Below are 20859 nucleotides of genomic sequence, written 5' to 3'. Positions count from 1 at the left end.
GCGTGGGCCAGGAGGGTGGCCAGGAGGGTCAGGGCGCCGCGTTTGTCGAGGGGGTCGTTGCCGTTGCCGCATTTGGGGGACTGGATGCAGGACGGGCAGCCGGTGTCGCACTCGCAGGACGCGATCGCGTCGCGGGTGGCGTGCAGCCAGGCGGCGGCGTCGGCATAGCCGCGTTCGGCGAAGCCCGCGCCGCCCTCGTGGCCGTCATAGACGAAGACGGTGAGGAGGCCCGTGTCCGGGTGGACGGCTGTGGACACGCCCCCGATGTCCCAGCGGTCGCATGTGGCGAACAGGGGGAGCAGGCCGATCGAGGCGTGTTCGGCGGCGTGGGCGGCGCCGGCGAGGTCGAGGTCCTGGTCGTCCAGGGTGGAGATCTGGGTGTCGGAGAGCGTCCACCAGACGGCCCTGGTGCGGAGGGTGCGGGGCGGGAGGTCCAGGGGCTTTTCGCCGAGCATCTCGCCCGTTTGCAAGCGGCGCATCTGGTAGGCGACCACCTGGCGGGTGACTTCGACGGTTCCGAAACAGAGAGTGGCATCGCCCCAGGAGGTGGAGCGGAGCCGTTCGACGATGCTGATGTCGGTGACGTCGCGGGCGGTCGTCGAGTAGTCGGGGTCGGCCGATTCGACGAGCGCTACAGAGTCGTCCAGGTCGAGGGTGTGGACGATGAAGGAGTCGCCCTGGTGGATGTAGACGGCGCCTTCGTGGACGGTGGTGTGCGCGGACGCCTCGTCGACCGTGCCGAGCAGGCGGCCGGTGCCCAGTTCCACGACCTGGATGGGTTCGCCCCCGGCGCCCCGGATGTCGGCCAGGCCGGCGGCCCTGTCGCGGCGCGTCCAGTACCAGCCGGCCGGGCGGCGGCGGAGGAAGCCACGGCGGACGAGGTCGGGCAGCAGGTCGGCGGTCGAGGGGCCGAAGAGCGGGAGGTCGTCCTCGGTGAGCGCCATCTCGGACGCCGCGGCGCAGAGGTGGGGTTCGAGGACGTACGGGTTGTCGGGGTCGAGCACGGTGGCCTCGACCGGCGTCCCGAAGATCGCCTCGGGGTGGTGGACGAGGAACGTGTCGAGCGGATCGTCCCGGGCCACCAGGACCGAGAGGGCCGCCTGGCCGGAACGTCCGGCGCGCCCGGCCTGCTGCCACAGGGACGCGCGGGTGCCGGGCCAGCCGCAGACGAGGACGGCGTCGAGCCCGGAGACGTCCACGCCGAGTTCCAGGGCGTTCGTGCTCGCCAGGCCGACGATCGAACGGGAACGCAAGGCGGCTTCCAGTGCGCGCCGTTCCTCCGGGAGGTAACCGGCGCGATAGGCGGCGACCTGCTCGGCCAAGGCGGGTGTGACTTCGTGCAGAGCGCGCTTGGCGCTTAGTGCCACCGACTCTGCGCCGCGCCTGGAGCGGACGAACGCGAGCGTTTGGACGCCTTCGACAACGAGGTCCGCCAGGAGGTCGCCGGCCTCTGCGGTAGCGGTGCGTCGGACGGGCGCACCGTGTTCACCGCGGAGTTCGGTCAGGGGCGGCTCCCAGAGTGCGAACGTCGCCGGGCCGCGTGGCGAGGCGTCGTCATCGACGGCGACGACGTCCAGTCCGGTGAGGCGAGACGCAGTGGTGGCGGGCTCGGACGTCGTGGCCGAGGCCAGGATGAAGGTGGGGCTGGATCGGTAGCGGGCGCACAGCCGGCGCAGTCGGCGCAGGACGTGTGCGACGTGCGATCCGAAGACGCCGCGGTAGCCGTGCGCCTCGTCGATGATGACGTAGCGGAGGCGGCGCAGGAACGACGCCCAGCGGGCGTGGCCGGGCAGGATCGAGCGGTGCAGCATGTCCGGGTTGGTCATCACATAGTTCGCGTGCTGCCGGACCCACGTCCGTTCGTCCTGTGGCGTGTCGCCGTCGTAGGTCGCCGCGCGCACGCGCGTGAGGCGCAGCGAGCGCAGCGCGCGGAGCTGGTCGGCGGCGAGGGCCTTGGTCGGGGCCAGGTAGAGGATCGTCCCCTCGTGGCGTGGATTCTCGTCCCCCGCGTAGATCGCTTCGATGGAAGGCAGCAGGTAGGCGAGGGATTTCCCGGACGCCGTGCCTGTGGCGATGATCACAGAGCGGCCCGCGCGGGCGTGTTCGGCGGCGGTCGCCTGGTGCGTCCACGGCGCGTCGATGCCGGCCGCGGCCAGCCGCTCGACCAGCACCGGCGGCGACCAGGCCGGCCACTCGGCACGACGGCCCTGACGTGCGGGAACGCTTTCCACATGGGTGATGCGTTCGCGCCGTGTGGGGTCGGCGAGAAGCCGGTCGAGAGGGGGGGAGGATCTTTGGGCGCCCATCAGGTTTTCAGTTTGCCAGCCGGGGCAAAACAACGGGAACGCCCCGGCGCCGGTGAGCCTGTCCCCCTGTCTCGGCCACTGGATCAGCAGGTCAGACAGGATGGCGCTAACTTTCGCCCGTGTGGGCGATAACGTGCGCGTACGACGCCGGAGCGTGGTTGAATCACGGCGAAGTCTCGATGGCCGAACCGCCCGCTCTGGCAGGCTCGAAGATCGAGATCAGATAGTGCTGCACGGCGCGCTGGAGGATCTGTGGACCTGAAGGTGAACGATTACACCACTGACGATGGCCTCACCGTCATCACTGTGGAGGGCGAGATCGACGTCTACACGGCGCCGAAGCTTCGCGAGAAGCTCATCGATCTGGTCAACAAGGGCAAGTTCCACCTCCTGGTGGACATGGAGAAGGTGGAGTTCCTCGACTCCACCGGCCTTGGTGTCCTGGTCGGCGGATTGAAGCGGGTGCGCGCCCACGACGGATCGCTGGAGCTGGTGTGCACCCAGGAGCGCATCCTCAAGATCTTCCGGATCACGGGGCTGACCAAGGTCTTCGGCATCCACGACTCGATCGCCGAGGCCGAGGAGAAGCGCAAGGGCGCCAAGTAGCGGCCTGCAGCTGAGATGTCGACCGTTGAACTGTCCTTCAGCGCCCTGCCCGTCCACGTCCGGACCGCACGGCTGATCGTGACCGCCGTGGCCCGCCGCAGCGGCGTGGCGGAGCCACTCCTGGACGAGGTCAGGCTCGCGGTCGGCGAGGCGTGCTCGCGGGCCGTGGAGGCGCATCGCCGGCACTGTCCGGACGAGCCTGTCCACCTCGAACTGAGCGGCGCCGACCGGCGCTTCGAGGTGACCGTCAGCGACACCGTCCCCGGAGACGACACGGTGGGGGGCCTCCCCACGCCCCCGAACGCGGAGGAGTTCGAGTACGGCTTGGGCGACGGCACCGCGGAGCTGGGCCTGGCCGTCATCGCCGGCCTCGCCGACGACGTGGAGATCGCCGCGACGCCCAAGGGGGTCCAGATACGGATGAGCTGGCCGGCCGAGGCGGAAGCGACCATCTGACCTCAGCCCGCCCCTCCCGAGCACGACCGAAGGCCCCGCCACCCCGGCGGGGCCTTTCGTCATCCCTCGGCGGGGAGAGTCGTCCCTCGGCGGGGAGAGTCATCCCTTGGTTGGGAGGGTTCATCCCTCGGCGGGGAGAGCGGGTGTGGCTTGTGGAGCCGGTGTGGCTTGTGGGTGGGGCTCGTGTGGCTTATGAGGCCGGTGTGGCTTGTGGTGCGATCTGTGACTCGTGGGGTCGGTGTTGTCTGTCCGGTTTGGGACAGGTGGGGCCGCGGGAGCTGGGGGTGTGAGAATCTCATGGAGATGATCTCGAACTGGCTCGATTTGGGTCTGGACATAATCCGTGTTAATGCGTAGCTTAAATGCGGACGCAGGCGGCCGAGTCGCTGCGCCTGAAGCGTGCTGCGCACGTCAAGGTTGCCACTCGGTAATAGTGACCTAACCCAGTCTGACCTGGGAAGATGCCGCCTGGGCGGGCCTAAGGGACATATTTCGGACGTATCGTTCATTGCATTTTGGCGACATCCGCTTCAAGGGCTCTTCGGCCTTAACATTCGACCTACGCCTGCGTAGACTCCCGGCACCCGCGTTGCCGTGCGAGGCGTTCGAAATCATGACTCGCGGGGTACGCGGTAAAGATCGTCTTTAGACGGTCGAAATCGCAACACCCCTGTCGAGGAGGACGGATGTCTGGGCTTTCCCTGTCAAGCCCGGTCAGCGCAGACGTGGATCTCGGCGGCGGCGACCTCTCCCTGGTCGTCGTCGTCGCCGTGGTCTCACTGTTGGCACTGGCCGTCGCCGCGGGTCTAGTACGCGATGTCCTGGCCGCGGGCCAGGGCACCGACAAGATGCAAGAGATCTCGCGAGCCGTTCAGGTAGGAGCGAGCGCCTACCTGAAACGCCAGTTCCGAACGGTCTCGATCTTCGTGGTCCTGATCCCGCTCGTCCTGCTGCTGCTCCCGGCCGACTCCACCGGGGAGCGGATCGGACGATCGGTCTTCTTCATCATCGGCGCCCTGTTCTCGGCCGTCACCGGGTTCGTCGGCATGTGGCTGGCGGTCCGGGGCAACGTCCGGGTCGCCGCGGCCGCCCGCGAGGAGGACGGCGAGAAGACGGCGATGCGCATCGCCTTCCGTACGGGCGGCGTCGCCGGCATGTTCACCGTCGGGCTCGGCCTGTTCGGCGCGGCGGTCGTCGTGCTGGCCTACAAGGGCGACGCTCCGAAGGTGCTGGAGGGCTTCGGCTTCGGCGCCGCGCTGCTCGCCATGTTCATGAGGGTCGGCGGCGGCATCTTCACCAAGGCCGCCGACGTGGGCGCCGACCTGGTCGGCAAGGTCGAGCAGGGCATCCCCGAGGACGACCCCCGCAACGCGGCGACCATCGCCGACAACGTGGGCGACAACGTCGGCGACTGCGCGGGCATGGCGGCCGACCTGTTCGAGTCGTACGCGGTCATGCTCGTCGCGGCGCTCATCCTCGGCACCGCGGCGTTCGGAACCGAGGGCCTGGTGTTCCCGCTGATCGTGCCGATGATCGGCGTGATCACCGCGGTGATCGGCATCTTCGCGGTGGCGCCGCGGGCCGGGGACCGGTCCGGCATGACGGCGATCAACCGCGGCTTCTTCATCTCGGCGATCATCTCGGCGGTGCTGGTCGCGATCGCCGCGTTCGTCTACCTGCCGTCGTCGTTCGCCGAGCTGAACGGCGTCACCGACCAGGAGATCGTCGCGCTGGACGCCGACCCGCGCTGGGTGGCGCTCGGCGCGGTCCTCATCGGCATCGTGCTGGCCAGCGCGATCCAGCTGCTCACCGGCTACTTCACCGAGACGAACCGCAAGCCGGTCCAGGAGGTCACCAACAGCGCCCGGACGGGCCCGGCGACCGTCATCCTGTCCGGTATCTCGCTCGGCCTGGAGTCGGCGGTCTACACCGCGCTCGTCATCGGCGGCGCCGTCTACGGGGCGTTCCTGCTCGGCTTCGGCAACACCACCGTCGCGCTGTTCGCGGTGGCGATGGCCGGGACCGGCCTGCTGACCACCGTCGGCGTGATCGTCTCCATGGACACCTTCGGTCCCGTCTCCGACAACGCCCAGGGCATCGCCGAGATGTCCGGGGACGTCCAGGGCGAGGCCGCGGCCATCCTCGAACGGCTGGACTCCGTCGGCAACACCACCAAGGCCATCACCAAGGGCATCGCGATCGCGACGGCGGTGCTCGCCGCGACCGCGCTGTTCGGCTCGTTCCGGACGACGGTGATCACGGCGCTGAACGACGCGTCCGACGACGCCAGAGACGCGCTCGGCGACTTCGGCACGTTCAGCCTGTCGATCGACAACCCGAACGTGCTGATCGGGCTGATCATCGGCGCGGCCGTGGTGTTCATGTTCTCCGCACTGGCCATCATGGCGGTCAGCCGCGCGGCCGGACGGGTCGTGGTCGAGGTGCGCGAGCAGTTCCGCACCAAGCCCGGGATCATGGACTACACCGAGAAGCCCGACTACGACCGGGTCGTGGACATCTGCACCCGGGACGCGCAGCGCGAGCTCGCCACCCCCGGCCTGCTGGCGATCATGACCCCGATCGCGGTCGGCTTCGCGCTCGGGTACGCGCCGCTGGGCGCCTACCTGGGCGGCGCGATCGCGGCGGGCGTCCTGATGGCGGTGTTCCTCGCCAACTCCGGCGGCGCCTGGGACAACGCCAAGAAGCTCGTCGAGGAGGGCCACCTCGGCGGCAAGGGCAGCGAGGCGCACGAGGCCACGATCATCGGCGACACGGTCGGCGACCCGTTCAAGGACACCGCCGGCCCCGCCATCAACCCGCTGATCAAGGTGATGAACCTGGTCGCGCTGCTGATCGCCCCCGCGGTGGTCACGTACGCGGGCAACACCTGGCTGCGGGTCGTGGTGACGGCGCTGTCGGTCGGGGTCGTGGTCGCCGCCATCGTGATCTCCAAGCGCCGCGCCGACCCGATCGCCGAGCCGGCCGTCGAGGGCGGTGCACCCGGCCCGGCCGCCACGGAGGGCGGCGAGGCCAAGGGCGGCGCCGTCGAAGAGGGCTCCCCGGAAGAGGCGGCGGTAGGCGCCGACTCCACCGCCTCCAAGGCCGAGTCCGGCAACGAGGAGTCATCCGCTAACAAGAGCTGACCGATAGGGCAGCGAGGGCCGGCGGCAACCAGCCGCCGGCCCTTCCCATGCCCGGCCCTCTGCTTGTGCGGGGTCTCCCTCCCGTAGACCTGGGTCGTGTCACGGATGGTTGGGGGCGGTCATACGCTGTATGTGCCGGCCGGGCGTTTACCGGGCCGGACGTGGCGTGAAGTGAAAGCGGGAGGCGTTGTGGCGGGCGACGGCGGCAAGGCGACGATGTCGGGGGCCAAGGGCTTCGCCATCGTGCTCGGCGGGATGCTCGGCGTCATCGGCGCGATCTGGATCCTGTCGGTCCTCATAGCCCCGTAGCACCCGCCGGCGGAGGCGTTGCCGGCGATCGCAGTGGATACCCTGATCGGCATGCCGACGCTCATTGTTCTTCGTCATGCCAAGGCTGTCGCGGGGTTGGGGGTCGCCGATGTCGATCGCACTCTCAACGACCGTGGGCGGCGGGACGCCGCGGCGGCCGGGGAGTGGTTGCGGGAGACCGATCTCGTCCCTGGGCGGGTGCTGTGCTCCACGGCGGTGCGGACGCGGGAGACGCTCGCCCTTCTGGACGTCGACGCAGAGGTGAGCTTCGAGTCCGGGATCTACGACAACGATCCCGACGGGCTTGTCGAGCTGGTGAGCCAGACCCCGGACGATGTCGGGCGGCTGCTGCTGGTGGGGCACAACCCGTCCGTGCACCAGCTCGTCCACGATCTGACCGGGAGCGCTCCGGACAGCTTCCCGACGTGCGCGTTCGCCGTGATCGAGCTGCCGGGCGGGTGGGCGGACGTCCGTCCGGGCGCCGGTACGCTCCGCGCCACCCGTACTCCGAAGGACTGACCTCAGGGACGAGGTTCGGCGGCGTTCAGCGACGATTCGATGACCGTCCCGGCGTCCTCGCGCAGCGACCTGATCGCCAGGCGGGTGCCGGACACCTGGAGGAGGGCGTGCCGGAGCGGGGTGAACTCGTCCCGGCCGACGCCCGACTTGATCTCGGCGCGGCGCCGCCGGGTGAGCGTGGACAGGTGGGAGTCGAGGTCGGCGAGCTCCTCGCTCAGTTCGTCGGCGGGCGTGGGCGCCTTGGGGTCGTGGTCCTCTTCCAGTAGCTCCGCGGTCTCTTCCAGCTGGTCGGCGAGGCGGTCGAGGATCTCGGGGATCGGCCCGGTGTCGACGGCCTCCTCGCGGGACAGCTTGGCGACCGTGATGAGGTGGTCGCGGGTGCGGTGGGCGGCGTCCACGGCGGTCTCCAGCTCGGCGATCAGGCCGGTGTCGGGCAGCCGTTCGTGGCCGAGCCGCGCCCCGGTTTCGGCGACGGCCTCCGCCGACCTCTCCGCGGCGACGATCGTGTCGTGCGGCAGCCGGACGCGTTCCCCGGACAGGACGTCCGCCGTCATGCGGACGAGGCCGGCGTGCCGGTCGAGGAGCCGGCGGAGCTGGACGGGCAGGCGTTCGAGGTGCCCGGCGGGCCACAGCAGCCGGACGGCGAGGTACGCCATGACCGTCCCGCCGAGGGTCAGCAGGATCCGCTCGCCGGCGGTGTGCCAGTCGGCGGGCGTGGAGAAGTCCAGCAGCATCATCGCCAGCGGCGTCCCGAACAGGGCCCAGTACGTGTAGTTCACCGCGCGCAGCGCGAACCCCGCCACCGCGAAGCAGAAGATGATCGCCGTCATGGTGACCGGCCCGGGGGCGATCGTCAGGATGATCGCCGCGATGGCGGAGCCGGCCGCGGTGCCGCCGAAGCGCTGGAGGAGCTGTTCGACGGTTTCGCCGTAGGTGGCGCGCAGGCTGAGCATCGCGGTGATCGTCATCCAGTGCCCGTACTGGAGGTCGAGCGCCGCGACCAGCGCCATCGTCACCGCGGCGGTCACGAGGACGCGCGTCACCTGCCGGAACATCGGCGAGCGGGTGCGGATGGAGCGGCGGATCCGTTCCCAGGCCGGCGTGGGGTCGAGCGTCTCGGGCATCCGGGGCGGGCGCACCCCGATCCGGACCCCGCCCGCGACGATGCGGCGGGTGGAGGCGACCTCGCCGGCGATGCGGTCGACCGAGCGGCGCACCTGGCCGATCAGCGAGACCGCGATGAGGTCCTCGTCTCCGGCGAGCCCGGCGCGCCTGATCTGCTCGGCGGCGCGTCCCATCCGGCGGACGGCGGCGGACTCCTCCCGGCCGAGCGGCGCCTCGCCGGAGGTCGCGATCGCGCCCGACAGGAGCCGCAGCCGCGCCGCGAGCGCCGAGATCGCCGTCTGCGTCTCCTCCTGCCACTCGCGGTCCGGCGGATAGTTCTTCGCGGCCTCCAGGACGGCCTGGAGCGTCACCGTCTCGTGCAGGACGCGTCCCAGCGCCTCGATGAGCCGTTCGGGCCTGGTGGGTTCGCTCCGCCCGCGTCCGGACCGGTACAGCCCGTAGGTGGCGCGTGCCGCGGTCAGCGCCTCGGACGCGGCCCGCCGCTTGGCCTCCCAGTCGGGGATGCGGGTGACTTCCATCAGGTCGGGATTCGTCAGGTCGACGTCGTCCAAAGGACTGCCGTCGGGTGCCGCCACGTCCTGTGCGACGGCGTCCAGCGCCTCGGCGACGGCGTCCGCGGTCTCGCTCAGCGCCCCCCGCAGCGGACGCAGCCGCCGCGCGGGCCACGGCGCCAGCAGCAGCCCGGCGACGAGCAGCCCGCCGATCAGCTCCAGCACTCCGATGAGGAGGACGTCGGACGGCGGCCGGACCGCGCTGAGCAGCACGGCCAGCCCCGCCGTCGGCCCGATCCGCGGGACGGCGACCCCCAGCGCGATCAGCGGCGGCACCACGACGACGGGCAGCCACACCCGCTCGCTCAGCAGCCCGCCGAGGGCGGACCCGACCGCCACGATGAGCACGCCGACCGCGAGATGCCGCGCCCGCGCCCCGTACGGCCCCTCCGGCGTCCGCAACCCGACGAGGTACGCGCCGAGCGCGATCATCGCCCCATGGGCCCCGTGCCCGGTAAGCGCCCCCGCCAGCAGCGGCACCGCCATCGCGACCGCAACCGCCACCCCGTAAATGGGCGTGGCCCGCCCATGAATCCTGGAGTAAGCCTCTCGGACGGTGTTCACCGCAGCGCCCTTGGCGTCGGGCCTGTGACCGGGTCCAAGGGCCGTCTCCTGGGTTACTCGGAATCTGCCGCGTCGGCGGCTTCTACCTCTTCGCGGGAGATACCCAAAAGGAAGACGATCGTGTCCAGGTAGGGGACGTTGACGGCGGTGTCGGCGGCCTGGCGGACGACCGGTTTGGCGTTGTAGGCGATGCCGAGGCCGGCGGCCTGGAGCATGTCGAGGTCGTTGGCGCCGTCGCCGATGGCGACGGTCTGGCTGACGGGGATGCCGGCCTCGCGGGCGAAGCGTTCGAGGGCGACGGCCTTGCCGGCGCGGTCGATGACCGGGCCCTGGATGCGGCCGGTGAGCTTGCCGTTCTCGATCTCCAGGGTGTTGGCGGCGGAGTAGTCGATGCCGAGGTCGTCGACGAGGGCGTCGGTGACCTGGGTGAAGCCGCCGCTGACGATGGCGAACTTGTAGTCGAGGCGCTTGAGGGTGCGGACCATGGTGCGGGCGCCGGCGGCGAGGCGGATCTTGCTGCTGACGTCGTCGATGGCGGACGCGTCGAGCCCGGCCAGGAGCGCGACCCGCTCGCGCAGGGAGCCTTCGAAGTCGAGTTCGCCGCGCATGGCGGCCTCGGTGACCTTGGCGACCTCGTCGAGGCAGTCGGCGTGCTCGGCGAGCAGTTCGATGACCTCGCCCTGGATGAGGGTGGAGTCGACGTCCATGACGATCAGCCGCTTGGCGCGGCGGTGCAGGCCGCTCTGCTGGACGGCGACGTCCACCTCCTGCTCGGCGGCCTCGGCGGTGAGGGCGGCGCGGAGCGCGTCGGGGTCGGCGCCGGAGACGTCCATCTCGATGCAGGTGACGGGGTTGGACGCGAGCCGTTCGATGCGGTCGATGTTGGCGCCGTGCGCGGAGATCCGCCCGGCGATGCCGGCCATGGCGGCGGGCTTCAGCGGCGCGCACAGGACGGTGACGTGGAGGCGGCCGCGGCGCTTCGGCGTGCGCTTGTTGCGTCCGGTGGACAGCTCGATCTCCATGTCGAGGTCGTTGGCGACGTGTTCGGCGGCGTTCCACACCCGTCCGATGTCGGCGCCCTCGCTGTAGGCGAGCAGCACGCCGAGGACGAGGCGGCCGCGGATCACGACCTGTTCGACGTCGGCGACGGTGAGCGGGAACTCCGCGAGTGTCCTGAATAGGCGCGACGTCACGCCGGGGCGGTCGCGGCCGGTGAGTGTGATGAGCAGCGTGCGCTGTTCTGACCCGTCCATAACTGTTCACAACGGTACCGGCCGCGGCGTTGGGCTCGTGCGCCAGGTCCGCTTTGGGGCCGGGGAGGCGTCAGGGCAGGAGCAGATTGACGTCTCCGAACTCGTGCCAGAGGTAGCGTCCGGCCAGTGCGGCCTTGTAGGTGGAGGCGAGCAGGTCGTGGCCCGCGATGGCGGTCAGCATCATCAAGTGGGACGACTTGGGCTCGTGCAGGCCGGTGAGCAATCCGTCGACGGACTGAACGCCGCGCTCCGGGGTCACGATGTGCTCGGTCCACCCTTCCGATGCCTGGACGCGTCCCGAAGCGTCCACGGACGTCTCCAGGGCGCGGACGGCGGTGGTTCCGACGGCGATCACCCGGCCGCCGCGGGAGCGGGCGTGCCCGACCAGCGCCGCCGTGGGTGCGGGGACTTCGTAGCGCTCGGCGTACGGGGGTTCGTGGGCTTCGGGGGACGCGACGCCCGTGTGCAGCGTGATCGGGGCGATGTGGACGCCGTGTGCGACGAGCCGGGTGACGAGTTCGGGGGTGAAGGGGCGTCCGGCGCTGGGCATCTCGGCGCCGCCGGTCGTCCGGTCGTGGGCGAACGCCGTCTGGTACGCGGCGGTGGGCCAGTCGCGGCGGACGTACCCGTACCGGATCGGTGTGCCGTGGCGCCGCAGGTACGGGACGACGTCGGTGCTGAGCCGGGCCTGCCAGAGCCGTTCGGAGGCCTGCCCATGCGCTGTGTGCCGTCCGACGAGGGTGAGGGTGGCGCCGCCGGGCATGGGGATCCATTCGCCGGGGCGGCCGCCCGGGTAGGGGCTGCTGGTCTTGCCGGTGAGGCGCCGCAGTTCGACGGTCCACAGCCGGGCGTCCCCGCCGGGCACCGGGGTGGAGAAGTGGACGCTGATCCGGTCGAGCCGGACGGCGGCGGGCAGCGTGGACGAGGTGTTGACGACGAGCAGGTCGCCGGGGTCGAGCAGCGAGGGCAGGTCGCGGAACTCGTGATGGGTGATCTCTGCGGTGGCGCGCCGGGAGACGAGGAGCCGGACGCCGTCGCGGGACCGGCCCCGCTCCTCGGGGGGCTCGTGGGCTTCCAGGGCGGACGGGAGGGTGAAGTCGACGGTCATCCGCGTACCTCCGGGCGGGGCGGTCATCGTGCCGGGGTCAGGTCGGCGGCCCGGTACCGTCCGCTGGACGGGCGGCCGGTGACGAGGCGGTGGAGCGCGGCCGCGGCCTGCTCGGGCGGCGGGGCCGAGTCGGCGTCCTCGCCCGCGGCGCGCAGCATGGCGGTGTTCATCTCGCCCGGGTCGGCCCACCACACGGCCACGTCCGGTTCCTCGGCGGCCAGGATGTTGGAGAGTTGATCGAGGGCGGCCTTGGACGTGCCGTAGCCGCCCCACGTCTCGTAGTTCTCCGTTGCCGCGTCCGAGGTGATGTTGAGGATCGCGCCCCGCCGTTCCCGGAGGCTCGGCAGGACGTCCTGGATCAGCGAGAGCGGCGCCAGGACGTTCGTCGCGAACGTGTCGGCGAGATCGGTGACGGGCAGGTCGGCGAGCTTGGGCATCGGCGTCGGGCCGAGGGTGCTCGCGTTGTTGACGAGCAGGTCGAGCCGGCCGCCGGCCGCCCGGACGAGGGCCGCGCGGTGCGCCGGGTCGGCGACGTCTCCGGCGATGCCCGTGATGTTCCCGCCGATCTCCTGAACGGCGGCTGAAAGCGCGTCCGAGTCGCGAGCGTCGATGACGAGGTGCCAGCCGTCCCGGGCGAGTTCGCGGGCGAGGGCCCGGCCGAGCCCCCGGGAGGCTCCGGTGATCAGTGCTGTAGCTGTTGTCCTCATGCCTCCGACGCTAGGAATCCGCGCAGTTCACGGCATCGGCCGACGGGTCCCCCGGACGGTCGTCAGATGGTCCTAGGACCCGGGTCCGGGGCGTCCCCTGCGGCACGGCCCGCGACGCCCTGGCCGGGGCTCGGGCGAGGTGGCCGCCGGGCGGCCTTTCATGGGGAGAGCGAGAAGACCCGGGCACCGAGTACGGTCTTCACATGTGAACGCCGGGAGGCGTTCGGCCACGGGCGACGAGAGGCCGGGATGGAGACCGAGGACGGCGGCTGCGGCGACCAGGGAGCGACCCTGCACGCCGTGAGTTCCGCCGTGCTCGCGGTGACCCGCCACCTGTCCGTCCACGAGGTGCTCCAGGTGATCGTCCGGGCGGCCGCGCAGCTCCTGGACGCCAGGTACGCGGCGCTGGGCGTGCCGGACGACGAGGGCTCGTTCGCCGAGTTCGTCGTCGAGGGCGTCTCCGAGGAGGAGTGGGAGCGGATCGGGCCGCTGCCCCGCCAGCACGGCATGCTCGCCGCGATGCTGCACGGCGACACGCCGAAGCGGCTCGCCGACATCCGCAAGGAGCCCGAGTTCGAGGGCTGGCCGGTCGCGCATCCCGTGCTGAAGGACTTCCTGGGCGTGCCGATCCTGGACGGCGAGGACGTCCTCGGCATCGTCTTCCTGGCCAACAAGCGGCGTCCCGGCGGTTTCACCGAGGACGACGAGGAACTCCTCACCCTGTTCGCCGCGCACGCCGCGATCGCCATCGCGAACGCCCGCCTGCACGAGCACAACCGCGAGCTGACGGTCGTCGCCGAGCGCAACCGCCTGGCCCGCGAGCTGCACGACGCCGTCGCCCAGAAGCTCTTCTCGCTGCGCCTCACCGCCCGCACCGCGTCCGCGCTGGCCGAGCGCGACCCGGCCCGCACGGTCAAGGAACTCGAACAGGTCGAGCGGCTGGCGGCGGAGGCGCTCAACGAACTCCGCGCCGTGATCTTCGAGCTGCGTCCGGCGGACCTCGCGGACGGGCTGGTCTCCTCGCTGCGCAAGCACGTCGAGGTCCTCGACCGGGCGCACGAGGCCAGCGTCCGCATCGCCGCGGACGAGGCGGTCGTCCTGCCGGAGGAGCACGAGGCCGTCGCCTACCGCATCACCCAGGAGGCCCTCTACAACGCGCTGCGACACGCCGGTGCGCGGACGGTCGAGGTGCGCCTGGGCACGCGGGACGGAAATGCCGTGCTGGAGGTCGCCGACGACGGCTCGGGCTTCGACACGTCCGACACGGCCGAGTCCCAGGGCGGGCTGGGTCTCGCGTCCATGCGGGACCGGGCGGCCTCGATCGGCGGCGATCTCACGATCGACGCCACGCCGGAGAACGGCACGACCGTCCGGCTGGAGGTGCCGTTGTGACGGCGAACGGCACGGGCTCGCGGGCCAAGCCGATCAGGGTTCTGATCGCCGACGACCATCCCGTCGTCCGGCAGGGCCTGCGGACGTTCCTCGGCATCCAGGACGACATCGAGGTCGTCGGCGAGGCGGAGGACGGCGTGTCGGCCGTGACACTGGCCGAATCGCTGGAGCCCGATATCGTGCTCATGGACCTCAAGATGCCCGGCGCCGACGGCCTGGTCGCGCTGACGGAGCTGCGGGCTCGTGGGGTGGCGGCACGGGTCCTGGTCCTGACCAGCGTCACCGAGCGCGGGCATGTGCTGCCGGCGGTCCAGGCGGGCGCTGCCGGGTACCTGTACAAGGACGTCGACCCGCAGGCACTCGTGCAGGCGATCCGGGCGGTCAACGACGGGCACGTGCTGTTCGCGCCCGACGCGGCCGAGGCGATGCTGGCGGACGGGTCGGCGTCGCAGGACGACCGCGGCATGGCCGCGCTGACCGAACGGGAACGGGAGGTGCTCGTGCACATCGCGCGGGGCAGGTCCAACCGGGAGATCGCCCGCGCGCTCGTGGTGTCCGAGAAGACGGTCAAGACGCACGTCAGTAATCTGCTCATGAAACTGGGAGTCCAGGATCGGACGCAGGCGGCGCTGTACGCCGTCCGGCACGGCGTCGGCTCGTCCGGCGCCCCCGGGGAAACCGGGGAAGCCACCGCCCGCGGGTGATACAACTCCTCTGACAGGATCGTCATCGAAATTGGTATGAACGTAGCAATCAGGTACGCAGCAGGCAGCGACATCGGGTGCAACCGGGAGAACAACGAGGACTCCGGTTACGCCGGTGCGCGGCTGATCGCCGTCGCGGACGGCATGGGCGGCTACGCGGGCGGCGAGGTCGCGAGTTCCACCGTGATCGACTCGTTGCGCTCGCTGGACACCGACGACCCCCAAGACGATCTTGTCGAGATCCTGGGCCGCGCGGTGACCGAGGCCAACGAGAAGTTGCGGATCGTCCGGGAGGAACGTCCCGATCTGAGCCGGATGGGCACCACGCTCACCGCGATGCTCTGGTCCGGCGAGTCCGTGGCGCTGGCGCACGTCGGTGACTCGCGCGGCTACATGCTGCGCGACGGCGAGCTTTACCAGATGACCCAGGACCACACCATGGACGAGCTGCTCAAGGCGGAGGCGGAGCAGGCCGGGCAGCAGCCCGACCCCGCCGAGACCTCGCGGTTGTCGCACGTGCTGTACCGGGTCCTGGACGGCAAAGAGGACCGCGAGCCCGACCTGCGCCTGCGCGACGCGCAGCTCGGCGACCGCTATCTGCTGTGCTCGGACGGGCTGAGCGGCCCGGTCGACGCGCAGAAGATCTACGAGGTGCTCTCCGCGGAGGCCGATCCGCAGCGGGCCGTCGACCGGCTGATCGAGATGGCCCGCGACAACGGCGGTCCCGACAACATCACCGCCGTCGTCGCCGACGTCCTGGAGTCCGAGCACGTCACCCGCGCCGAATCGCCCGTGGTCGTCGGCGCCGCCGCCCAGGCCTGACCAAGTTCAGGCCTGACCAAGACCAAGCCCAGGCCTGACCAAGCCTCCGAACCCCGCTCGCCCACCCGCTTTCCCCGGTTCACGCGCCTTTCGCCGCGCCCGGCGTTGGAACCGTCCAACGCGTCCTGGGCTGCGCGGCCGTGTGGGTGGGGGTTCTAGTGGGGTGCACGGGGAATTTCCAGACGATTCGTGGAACCCGTCGAGTAAAAGTGTGCTCGCGCAGGTGGCGATTTGTCCTACTCTTGCCGAGAGGTGGCGTCGCTGAGCCCTGGGTAACGGTCCGATCGCAGATTGTTGCCAGGGGTTGACCTGCCTCCGGGTGCACCCGGTATACGGGTCACTCACTGCTTTAGTCATCGAGGCGGAGGATTCGTGGGGGAAGCGCCCGGGGCGGCGGCCACCGGCGCACCGGACGGTGCGCTCGGCGGGGTCGTCAGCCGGACCCTCACCGCAGCGCGGCATGGACCCCTGGGTGTCGTGCTGCGTGTCGCGGCGATGGCCGTCGCGGCCATCGGCGCGTCCTGGATCCACCGTCTCAACGACCCCGGCGTGCTCTGTCCGCTAAGGGCGCTCACCGGAATCCCATGTCCCGTGTGCGGGGGGACGACCGTGTTCATCGAGTTCGGTGCGGGCCGTCCGGCCCAGGCCGTGCTGGCGAACCCGGTGGTCTTCCTCGGCGCGGTCGCCGCGGCGGTCGCTCCGCTGGGACTGGGAGGACGGTGGTGGGCACTCCAGCCGAAGACCCGTGTCTGGATGCTCGGCACCGCCCTCGTGGGGTCGGAGCTGTGGCAGCTCGTCCGGTTCGGAGTTCTGCGCGTTTGAGCCGCGGTCGATCGTCGGTCAGACTTGCGGAGCCCACCGGGTCCGGCGGGCGTCACATAACCACAGGGTCAATCAATAAGGAGCAAGTGTGGGTAACCCCTACGACCCGTACGGCCAGCAGCCGGGCTACGGGCAGCAACAGCCCGGGTACGGCCAGCAGCCTCCGGCTCAGCCCGGGTACGGTCAGCCCCCGGCGCAGCCCGGCTACGGCCAGCCTCCCGCTCAGCCCGGGTACGGTCAGCCCCCGGCGCAGCCGGGCTACGGCCAGCCTCAGGCGCCGCCCCAGCCTCAGCCGGGGTACGGCCAGCAGCAGCCCCCCGCCCAGCCCGGCTACGGTGCGCCGCCGCAGGCGCCGCCCGGTCAGCCGGGCTACCAGGAGGTGCACCACCACCACTACGGCTCCGGCGGGCAGCTCGCCGAGTGGGGCTCGCGTGCCGGTGGCTACATCATCGACTACCTGATCGTCGCGGCGCCGTTCTTCGTGCTCTACCTGATCGGCAACGTGCTCGGCGCGTCCGGCAGCAGCGGCGCGGCCCTGATCGGCCTGCTGTTCATCCTGATCGGCGCCGCCATCTGGCTCGGCGCCTTCCTGTGGATCTGCTACCAGGAGGGCACCACCGGCCAGTCGATCGGCAAGCGGCAGATGAACATCCGCCTTGTCGGGGCGCAGACCGGCCAGCCGATCGGCTTCGGCATGGCCGTCCTCCGCAAGATCGCGCACGTCCTCGACAGCGCGCTGTGCTACCTCGGTTTCCTCTGGCCGCTGTGGGACGAGCGCAAGCAGACGTTCGCCGACAAGGTCTGCAACACCATCGTGGTCCGCAGCTGATCACCGGACCGTGAGAATCGCGGGGCGCCTCCACCGGGGGCGCCCCGTTCCGTTTTCCCAGCCGCGTCGCCAAGGCACCGGCGCTCTTAAGGCACCGGGTCGAACGCGCTGTTGCACGCGGCCACGAGGGCCCGCCGGACGGCGCCGTCCAGCAGCCGCAGGGCTTCACCCCGGCGCTGCATCTGGTCCGCGCTGAGGCCGCGGTCGTCCATCTGCCGGGCGAGGTCCACGACGAGGGACAGCCGGCCCGCGAGCGCGGCGACGCGGTGCGCCCGGGGCGGGTAGCCGGGGGCGAGCGGATGGTCGCCCCGGTCCGGGTCGCGCAGGTCGACCAGCGCGTCGGCGATCTCGGGCGGCACGCCGGCGAAGTCGTCCACCGTGAGCAGCACCTCGGTGGCGTCCCGCATCGCGAGCGTGAGCCGCCGGTCCGCCTCCGGGAGGGACGGGACGTCGGGCTGCCCCGGCGACGCGTCGTGGGTCGTCCAGCGCACGCCGACGTAGGAGGATCCGCGCCGGTCCTCGGCGGGGACGAGCCCGAACGCCCGGTCGCCGAGCACGGCGATGACGGCGGCGCCCGCCTCGATCGCCGCGCTGTTGAGGCCGGGCGGGCCGGTCAGCCCGAGCGGGTCGCCCGTTTCGGGCAGGGCCAGCCGCAGCGCCGTCATCCCGCCGACGCGCAGATCGCCGAGCCCGCGGCGCAGCGTCACCTCGGCGGGCTCGCCGCCGAGGATCTGCGGGCCCGCGTTCTTCTCGACCGCGTCGACCGCCTCGTCCAGCCCGATGTGGCCGGTCAGCCAGGCGTTGCCCCAGGCGACCAGCGCCGTCGCGACGGCGCCGCTCATCCGCGGCACGCTCCGGCTCCGGTGGCCCGCACCGGATGACGGCTCCGGCGGCGGGCCGCGCGCGACTTGTTCGCTGCCTTGCTCATTCTCGTTCCCAACACTCCCCTATGGGCCTGCGAACCACCATAAGCGTTCGGATCGCCGATGCCACCGGACGTAACCACACTCTCGCGCCCAGGGTGCATCCTGGGACCGTCGTTTCCGGTGGGGAGCCGGGAGGCGGCGGCCGCCGTGAATCACATAGGTTCGTGGCTGAGGATCACGGACCACCCGGATTGGGGACGAAGGCGCGCGATGGCCGGCGAAGTACTTCAGCTCCGCGGAGTCGGGGTCAGGCGCGGCAGGGCGACCCTGCTGCGCGATGTCACGTGGACGGTGAGCGAGGGCGAGCGATGGGTCATCGTCGGCCCGAACGGAGCGGGCAAGACCACGCTGCTCCAGATAGCCGCCGCGATGCTGCATCCGACCGAGGGCGAGGCCGAGATCCTTGAGGAGCGGCTGGGCCGCACGGACGTGTTCGAGCTGCGTCCCCGCATCGGCCTGGCCAGTTCGTCGCTCGCGGAGAAGGTTCCGGGCGGGGAGCGGGTCATCGACCTCGTGCTGACCGCCTCGTACGCGATCCTGGGGCGCTGGCGGGAGGAGTACGACTCGACCGACGTGAGCCGCGCCGTCGGCCTGCTGGACGCGCTGGGCTGCGCCGATCTGATCGGGCGCACGTTCGACACGCTGTCCGAGGGTGAGCGCAAGCGCGTCCAGATCGCCCGCGCGATGATGCCCGACCCCGAGCTGCTGCTGCTGGACGAGCCCGCCGCGGGCCTCGACCTGGGCGGCCGCGAGGACCTCGTCGCCCGCCTGGCCGCCCTCGCCGACGACCCGGCCGCGCCCGCGATGGCGATGGTCACGCACCATGTCGAGGAGGTCCCCGAGGGCTTCACCCACGCGCTGCTGCTGCGCGGCGGCTCGATCGTCGCGCGGGGGAAGGTGGACGAGGTGTTCACCTCCGAGCACCTGTCGGACACCTTCGGCATCCCGCTGTCGATCGAACGCCAGGACGGCCGCTGGTACGCCCGCGCCGCGCGGTGAGCCGGGTGCGGCGGGCCGGGATCGTTCCGGCTACCCCGGTTCCGGGACTGACCTGCGCGGTTCTCTACCATCGTGAGGCCATTGTTAGCCTTGTGAACGAGTAGGTGCGGTGTGGACGTCCTCGACGCGATCGCGGTGCTGGCCGCCGGGATCGCCGCCGGCGGGATCAACGCCGTCGTGGGCTCCGGCACGCTGATCACCTTCCCGACCCTTCTCGCGCTCGGATACCCGCCGGTCGTGGCGAACGTGTCCAACAACCTCGGCCTGGTGACCGGCAACATCAGCGGTGCGTACGGGTACCGCGAGGAGTTGAAGGGGCAGCGCCGCCGGCTGGTGCGGATGGGCAGCGCCTCGTTCGCCGGCGCGGTCGCGGGCGGGCTGCTGCTGCTGACGCTGCCGCCCGAGGCGTTCGAGTTCATCGTGCCGGTGCTGATCCTCGTCGCGCTGGTGCTGGTGATCGTCCAGCCGAGGCTCCAGGCGTGGATGCGGGGACGCCGGGACGGGCAGGGGACGCACCGCCCGGACGGCGGTCTCTGGCTGTGGATCGGCGTCTTCGGCACGGGCGTGTACGGCGGCTACTTCGGCGCGGCGCAGGGGATCGTGCTCATCGCGCTGCTCGGGATCGTGCTCGACGACGACCTGCAGCGGCTGAACGGCGCCAAGAACGCGATGGTGTCCATCGTCAACGGCACGGCCGCGGTGCTGTTCATCACGATGTGGCTGCTCGGCCGGACCGAGATCAGCTGGTGGGCGGTGCTGCTGATCGCGATCGGCTCGACGATCGGCGGGTGGCTCGGCGCCAAGCTCGCGCGCAGGATCCCGCCGCTGGTGCTGCGCGGGGTGATCGTGGCGGTGGGTCTGGCCGCGATCGTCCAGCTGCTTTTCGGCTGATCGCAGGGGCCGTGCGAGGTTGCCGGGGGCCCTTCCCGGGTATACGTCGAATATTCGTTCGAGTGCTGCAGGGGTTCACAACCGTTGGCGGTTGAGTGTTCATGAGTGTCGGTAGCCGTTCATGAGTGATGTGAGGCATGGCCATGAAGTCGGTGGAACGAGTGGTGCACTGGGCTCGGTTCGCTGTGTACCGGTGGCCGGGGGACATGTGGCGGGGCGCCGCCGCGACGGCCGTACATGCAAGTCGATTGCATGTTCGAAGTAGATGGCTTAAAGTATCCGTCATGTTGCAGTCCGTGGCCGTCAAAGGAGTGGACGCCGTCCCCGCGGCGGCCGACCCCGGCGTGGACGATGCCATCTGCGAGATCGGGCAGACCGCGGCACAGGCCGCAGGGCGGGGCGGGCGCCCGCGGCCCCTGCGGCCGATCGATGCGCCGTTCGTGGCCGCCGGCCCGTCCGGGGTGGCGATCCGGGCCCGGCTCAAGGTCCTCACGCTCCAGGACGAGAACGTGTTGCGGGAAGTGGGTGCGCATCTGGGGTCGCTGGCCGGTCGCGACCTGGCGGTCCGCTGCCGGGCGGGAATGGAGCATGACGCGGACGGGTGGGCGGCGCGTAAGCGGGAGTTGACGGGTGGGTCGTCGGCGCGGTGGGCCGGGTCGATCACCAAGGCCACCCACGACCAGTGGGCGCTGGCCCGCCGCGCCCACCTCGCGCACCTGAAGAGCTTGGAGGCCGGGATCGCGACCATCGAGCGGCGGCTGTCGGTCCCGGTCGGCCAGAAGGGCACCCGGCGGGCGGCGGGCGGGTACCGGTCCGGGCGGGAGTGG

Annotated in this window: 17 protein-coding genes and 1 pseudogene; 12 read left to right on the top strand and 6 right to left on the bottom strand. The window is 71.1% G+C overall.

Annotation, left to right across the window (positions count from 1 at the left end):
* On the bottom strand, positions 1-2306 hold a 2306-nt coding region (locus E1285_RS31170), incomplete at its 3' end, for a DEAD/DEAH box helicase (RefSeq protein WP_132158150.1).
* A 252-nt stretch (positions 2307-2558) separates the two neighbouring features.
* Here E1285_RS31170 and E1285_RS31165 point away from each other — a divergent pair.
* The 4 genes from E1285_RS31165 to E1285_RS31150 all read left to right on the top strand — a co-directional run bounded on the left by E1285_RS31165 (position 2559) and on the right by E1285_RS31150 (position 7339).
* Positions 2559-2912 (top strand): STAS domain-containing protein, encoded by a 354-nt coding sequence (locus tag E1285_RS31165; protein WP_131955879.1) that lies wholly within the window; start codon positions 2559-2561, stop codon positions 2910-2912.
* A 15-nt stretch (positions 2913-2927) separates the two neighbouring features.
* Positions 2928-3368 (top strand): ATP-binding protein, encoded by a 441-nt coding sequence (locus tag E1285_RS31160; RefSeq protein ID WP_132158149.1) that lies wholly within the window; start codon positions 2928-2930, stop codon positions 3366-3368.
* Between the two features lie 686 nt (positions 3369-4054).
* The gene (locus tag E1285_RS31155; RefSeq protein ID WP_132158148.1) at positions 4055-6511 is read left to right on the top strand and encodes a sodium-translocating pyrophosphatase; all 2457 of its coding nucleotides are present in this window, start codon (positions 4055-4057) and stop codon (positions 6509-6511) included.
* A gap of 360 nt (positions 6512-6871) precedes the next feature.
* Complete coding sequence (locus tag E1285_RS31150; RefSeq protein ID WP_132158147.1) at positions 6872-7339, top strand: histidine phosphatase family protein; 468 nt, start codon at positions 6872-6874, stop codon at positions 7337-7339.
* A 2-nt stretch (positions 7340-7341) separates the two neighbouring features.
* On the opposite strand, the gene E1285_RS31145 is transcribed toward E1285_RS31150, so the two are convergent.
* From E1285_RS31145 to E1285_RS31130, 4 genes are all read right to left on the bottom strand, one after another.
* Entirely contained in the window at positions 7342-9519 is a 2178-nt protein-coding gene (locus E1285_RS31145) for an FUSC family protein (RefSeq protein ID WP_132158146.1), read from the bottom strand.
* 113 nt (positions 9520-9632) lie between these two features.
* A complete protein-coding gene (serB, locus tag E1285_RS31140) occupies positions 9633-10832 on the bottom strand; it encodes a phosphoserine phosphatase SerB (RefSeq protein ID WP_132158145.1) in 1200 nt (399 codons plus the stop codon).
* Between the two features lie 70 nt (positions 10833-10902).
* Positions 10903-11940 (bottom strand): S-adenosylmethionine:tRNA ribosyltransferase-isomerase, encoded by a 1038-nt coding sequence (locus tag E1285_RS31135; RefSeq protein WP_132158144.1) that lies wholly within the window; start codon positions 11938-11940, stop codon positions 10903-10905.
* A 23-nt stretch (positions 11941-11963) separates the two neighbouring features.
* Complete coding sequence (locus tag E1285_RS31130) at positions 11964-12647, bottom strand: SDR family oxidoreductase (RefSeq protein WP_132158143.1); 684 nt, start codon at positions 12645-12647, stop codon at positions 11964-11966.
* Positions 12648-12896: 249 nt separating this feature from the next.
* On the opposite strand from E1285_RS31130, the gene E1285_RS31125 reads away from it, so the two are divergent.
* The 5 genes from E1285_RS31125 to E1285_RS31105 all read left to right on the top strand — a co-directional run bounded on the left by E1285_RS31125 (position 12897) and on the right by E1285_RS31105 (position 17216).
* Positions 12897-14039: a GAF domain-containing sensor histidine kinase gene (locus E1285_RS31125; RefSeq protein ID WP_132158142.1), complete on the top strand. Its 1143-nt coding sequence runs from the start codon at positions 12897-12899 to the stop codon at positions 14037-14039.
* Positions 14036-14743 (top strand): response regulator transcription factor, encoded by a 708-nt coding sequence (locus tag E1285_RS31120; protein WP_243723168.1) that lies wholly within the window; start codon positions 14036-14038, stop codon positions 14741-14743. The genes E1285_RS31125 and E1285_RS31120 overlap by 4 nt, the downstream gene beginning before the upstream one ends.
* A 36-nt stretch (positions 14744-14779) precedes the next feature.
* Positions 14780-15565, top strand: a complete 786-nt coding sequence (locus tag E1285_RS31115) for a protein phosphatase 2C domain-containing protein (protein ID WP_132158141.1) — start codon at positions 14780-14782, stop codon at positions 15563-15565.
* 372 nt (positions 15566-15937) lie between these two features.
* On the top strand, positions 15938-16387 hold the full coding sequence (locus E1285_RS31110; protein WP_243723167.1) for a DUF2752 domain-containing protein: 450 nt from the start codon (positions 15938-15940) through the stop codon (positions 16385-16387).
* A gap of 88 nt (positions 16388-16475) precedes the next feature.
* Positions 16476-17216 (top strand): RDD family protein, encoded by a 741-nt coding sequence (locus tag E1285_RS31105; protein ID WP_132158140.1) that lies wholly within the window; start codon positions 16476-16478, stop codon positions 17214-17216.
* Between the two features lie 86 nt (positions 17217-17302).
* On the opposite strand, the gene E1285_RS31100 is transcribed toward E1285_RS31105, so the two are convergent.
* Entirely contained in the window at positions 17303-18058 is a 756-nt protein-coding gene (locus E1285_RS31100; protein WP_132158139.1) for a hypothetical protein, read from the bottom strand.
* A gap of 294 nt (positions 18059-18352) precedes the next feature.
* On the opposite strand from E1285_RS31100, the gene E1285_RS31095 reads away from it, so the two are divergent.
* The 3 genes and pseudogenes from E1285_RS31095 to E1285_RS31085 form a co-directional block, all read left to right on the top strand.
* A complete protein-coding gene (locus E1285_RS31095; RefSeq protein WP_132158138.1) occupies positions 18353-19141 on the top strand; it encodes an ABC transporter ATP-binding protein in 789 nt (262 codons plus the stop codon).
* Positions 19142-19252: 111 nt separating this feature from the next.
* The gene (locus E1285_RS31090) at positions 19253-20032 is read left to right on the top strand and encodes a sulfite exporter TauE/SafE family protein (RefSeq protein WP_132158137.1); all 780 of its coding nucleotides are present in this window, start codon (positions 19253-19255) and stop codon (positions 20030-20032) included.
* A 284-nt stretch (positions 20033-20316) separates the two neighbouring features.
* A pseudogene (locus E1285_RS31085) lies at positions 20317-20859 on the top strand (hypothetical protein); the annotation flags it as partial.

This window comes from Actinomadura sp. 7K507 (genome assembly GCF_004348425.1).
Lineage (GTDB): Bacteria > Actinomycetota > Actinomycetes > Streptosporangiales > Streptosporangiaceae > Spirillospora.
This window is presented reverse-complemented; position numbering and strand designations above follow the sequence as displayed.

Excerpts from the sequence above, each read along its gene's own strand:
- E1285_RS31115 (WP_132158141.1), top strand. The coding sequence starts at position 14,780 with ATGAACGTAGCAATCAGGTACGCAGCAGGCAGCGACATCGGGTGCAAC.
- E1285_RS31160 (WP_132158149.1), top strand. The coding sequence starts at position 2,928 with ATGTCGACCGTTGAACTGTCCTTCAGCGCCCTGCCCGTCCACGTCCGG.
- E1285_RS31135 (WP_132158144.1), bottom strand. The coding sequence starts at position 11,940 with ATGACCGTCGACTTCACCCTCCCGTCCGCCCTGGAAGCCCACGAGCCC.
- E1285_RS31095 (WP_132158138.1), top strand. The coding sequence starts at position 18,353 with ATGGCCGGCGAAGTACTTCAGCTCCGCGGAGTCGGGGTCAGGCGCGGC.
- serB (WP_132158145.1), bottom strand. The coding sequence starts at position 10,832 with ATGGACGGGTCAGAACAGCGCACGCTGCTCATCACACTCACCGGCCGC.
- E1285_RS31100 (WP_132158139.1), bottom strand. The coding sequence starts at position 18,058 with ATGAGCGGCGCCGTCGCGACGGCGCTGGTCGCCTGGGGCAACGCCTGG.
- E1285_RS31155 (WP_132158148.1), top strand. The coding sequence starts at position 4,055 with ATGTCTGGGCTTTCCCTGTCAAGCCCGGTCAGCGCAGACGTGGATCTC.
- E1285_RS31150 (WP_132158147.1), top strand. The coding sequence starts at position 6,872 with ATGCCGACGCTCATTGTTCTTCGTCATGCCAAGGCTGTCGCGGGGTTG.
- E1285_RS31125 (WP_132158142.1), top strand. The coding sequence starts at position 12,897 with ATGGAGACCGAGGACGGCGGCTGCGGCGACCAGGGAGCGACCCTGCAC.
- E1285_RS31130 (WP_132158143.1), bottom strand. The coding sequence starts at position 12,647 with ATGAGGACAACAGCTACAGCACTGATCACCGGAGCCTCCCGGGGGCTC.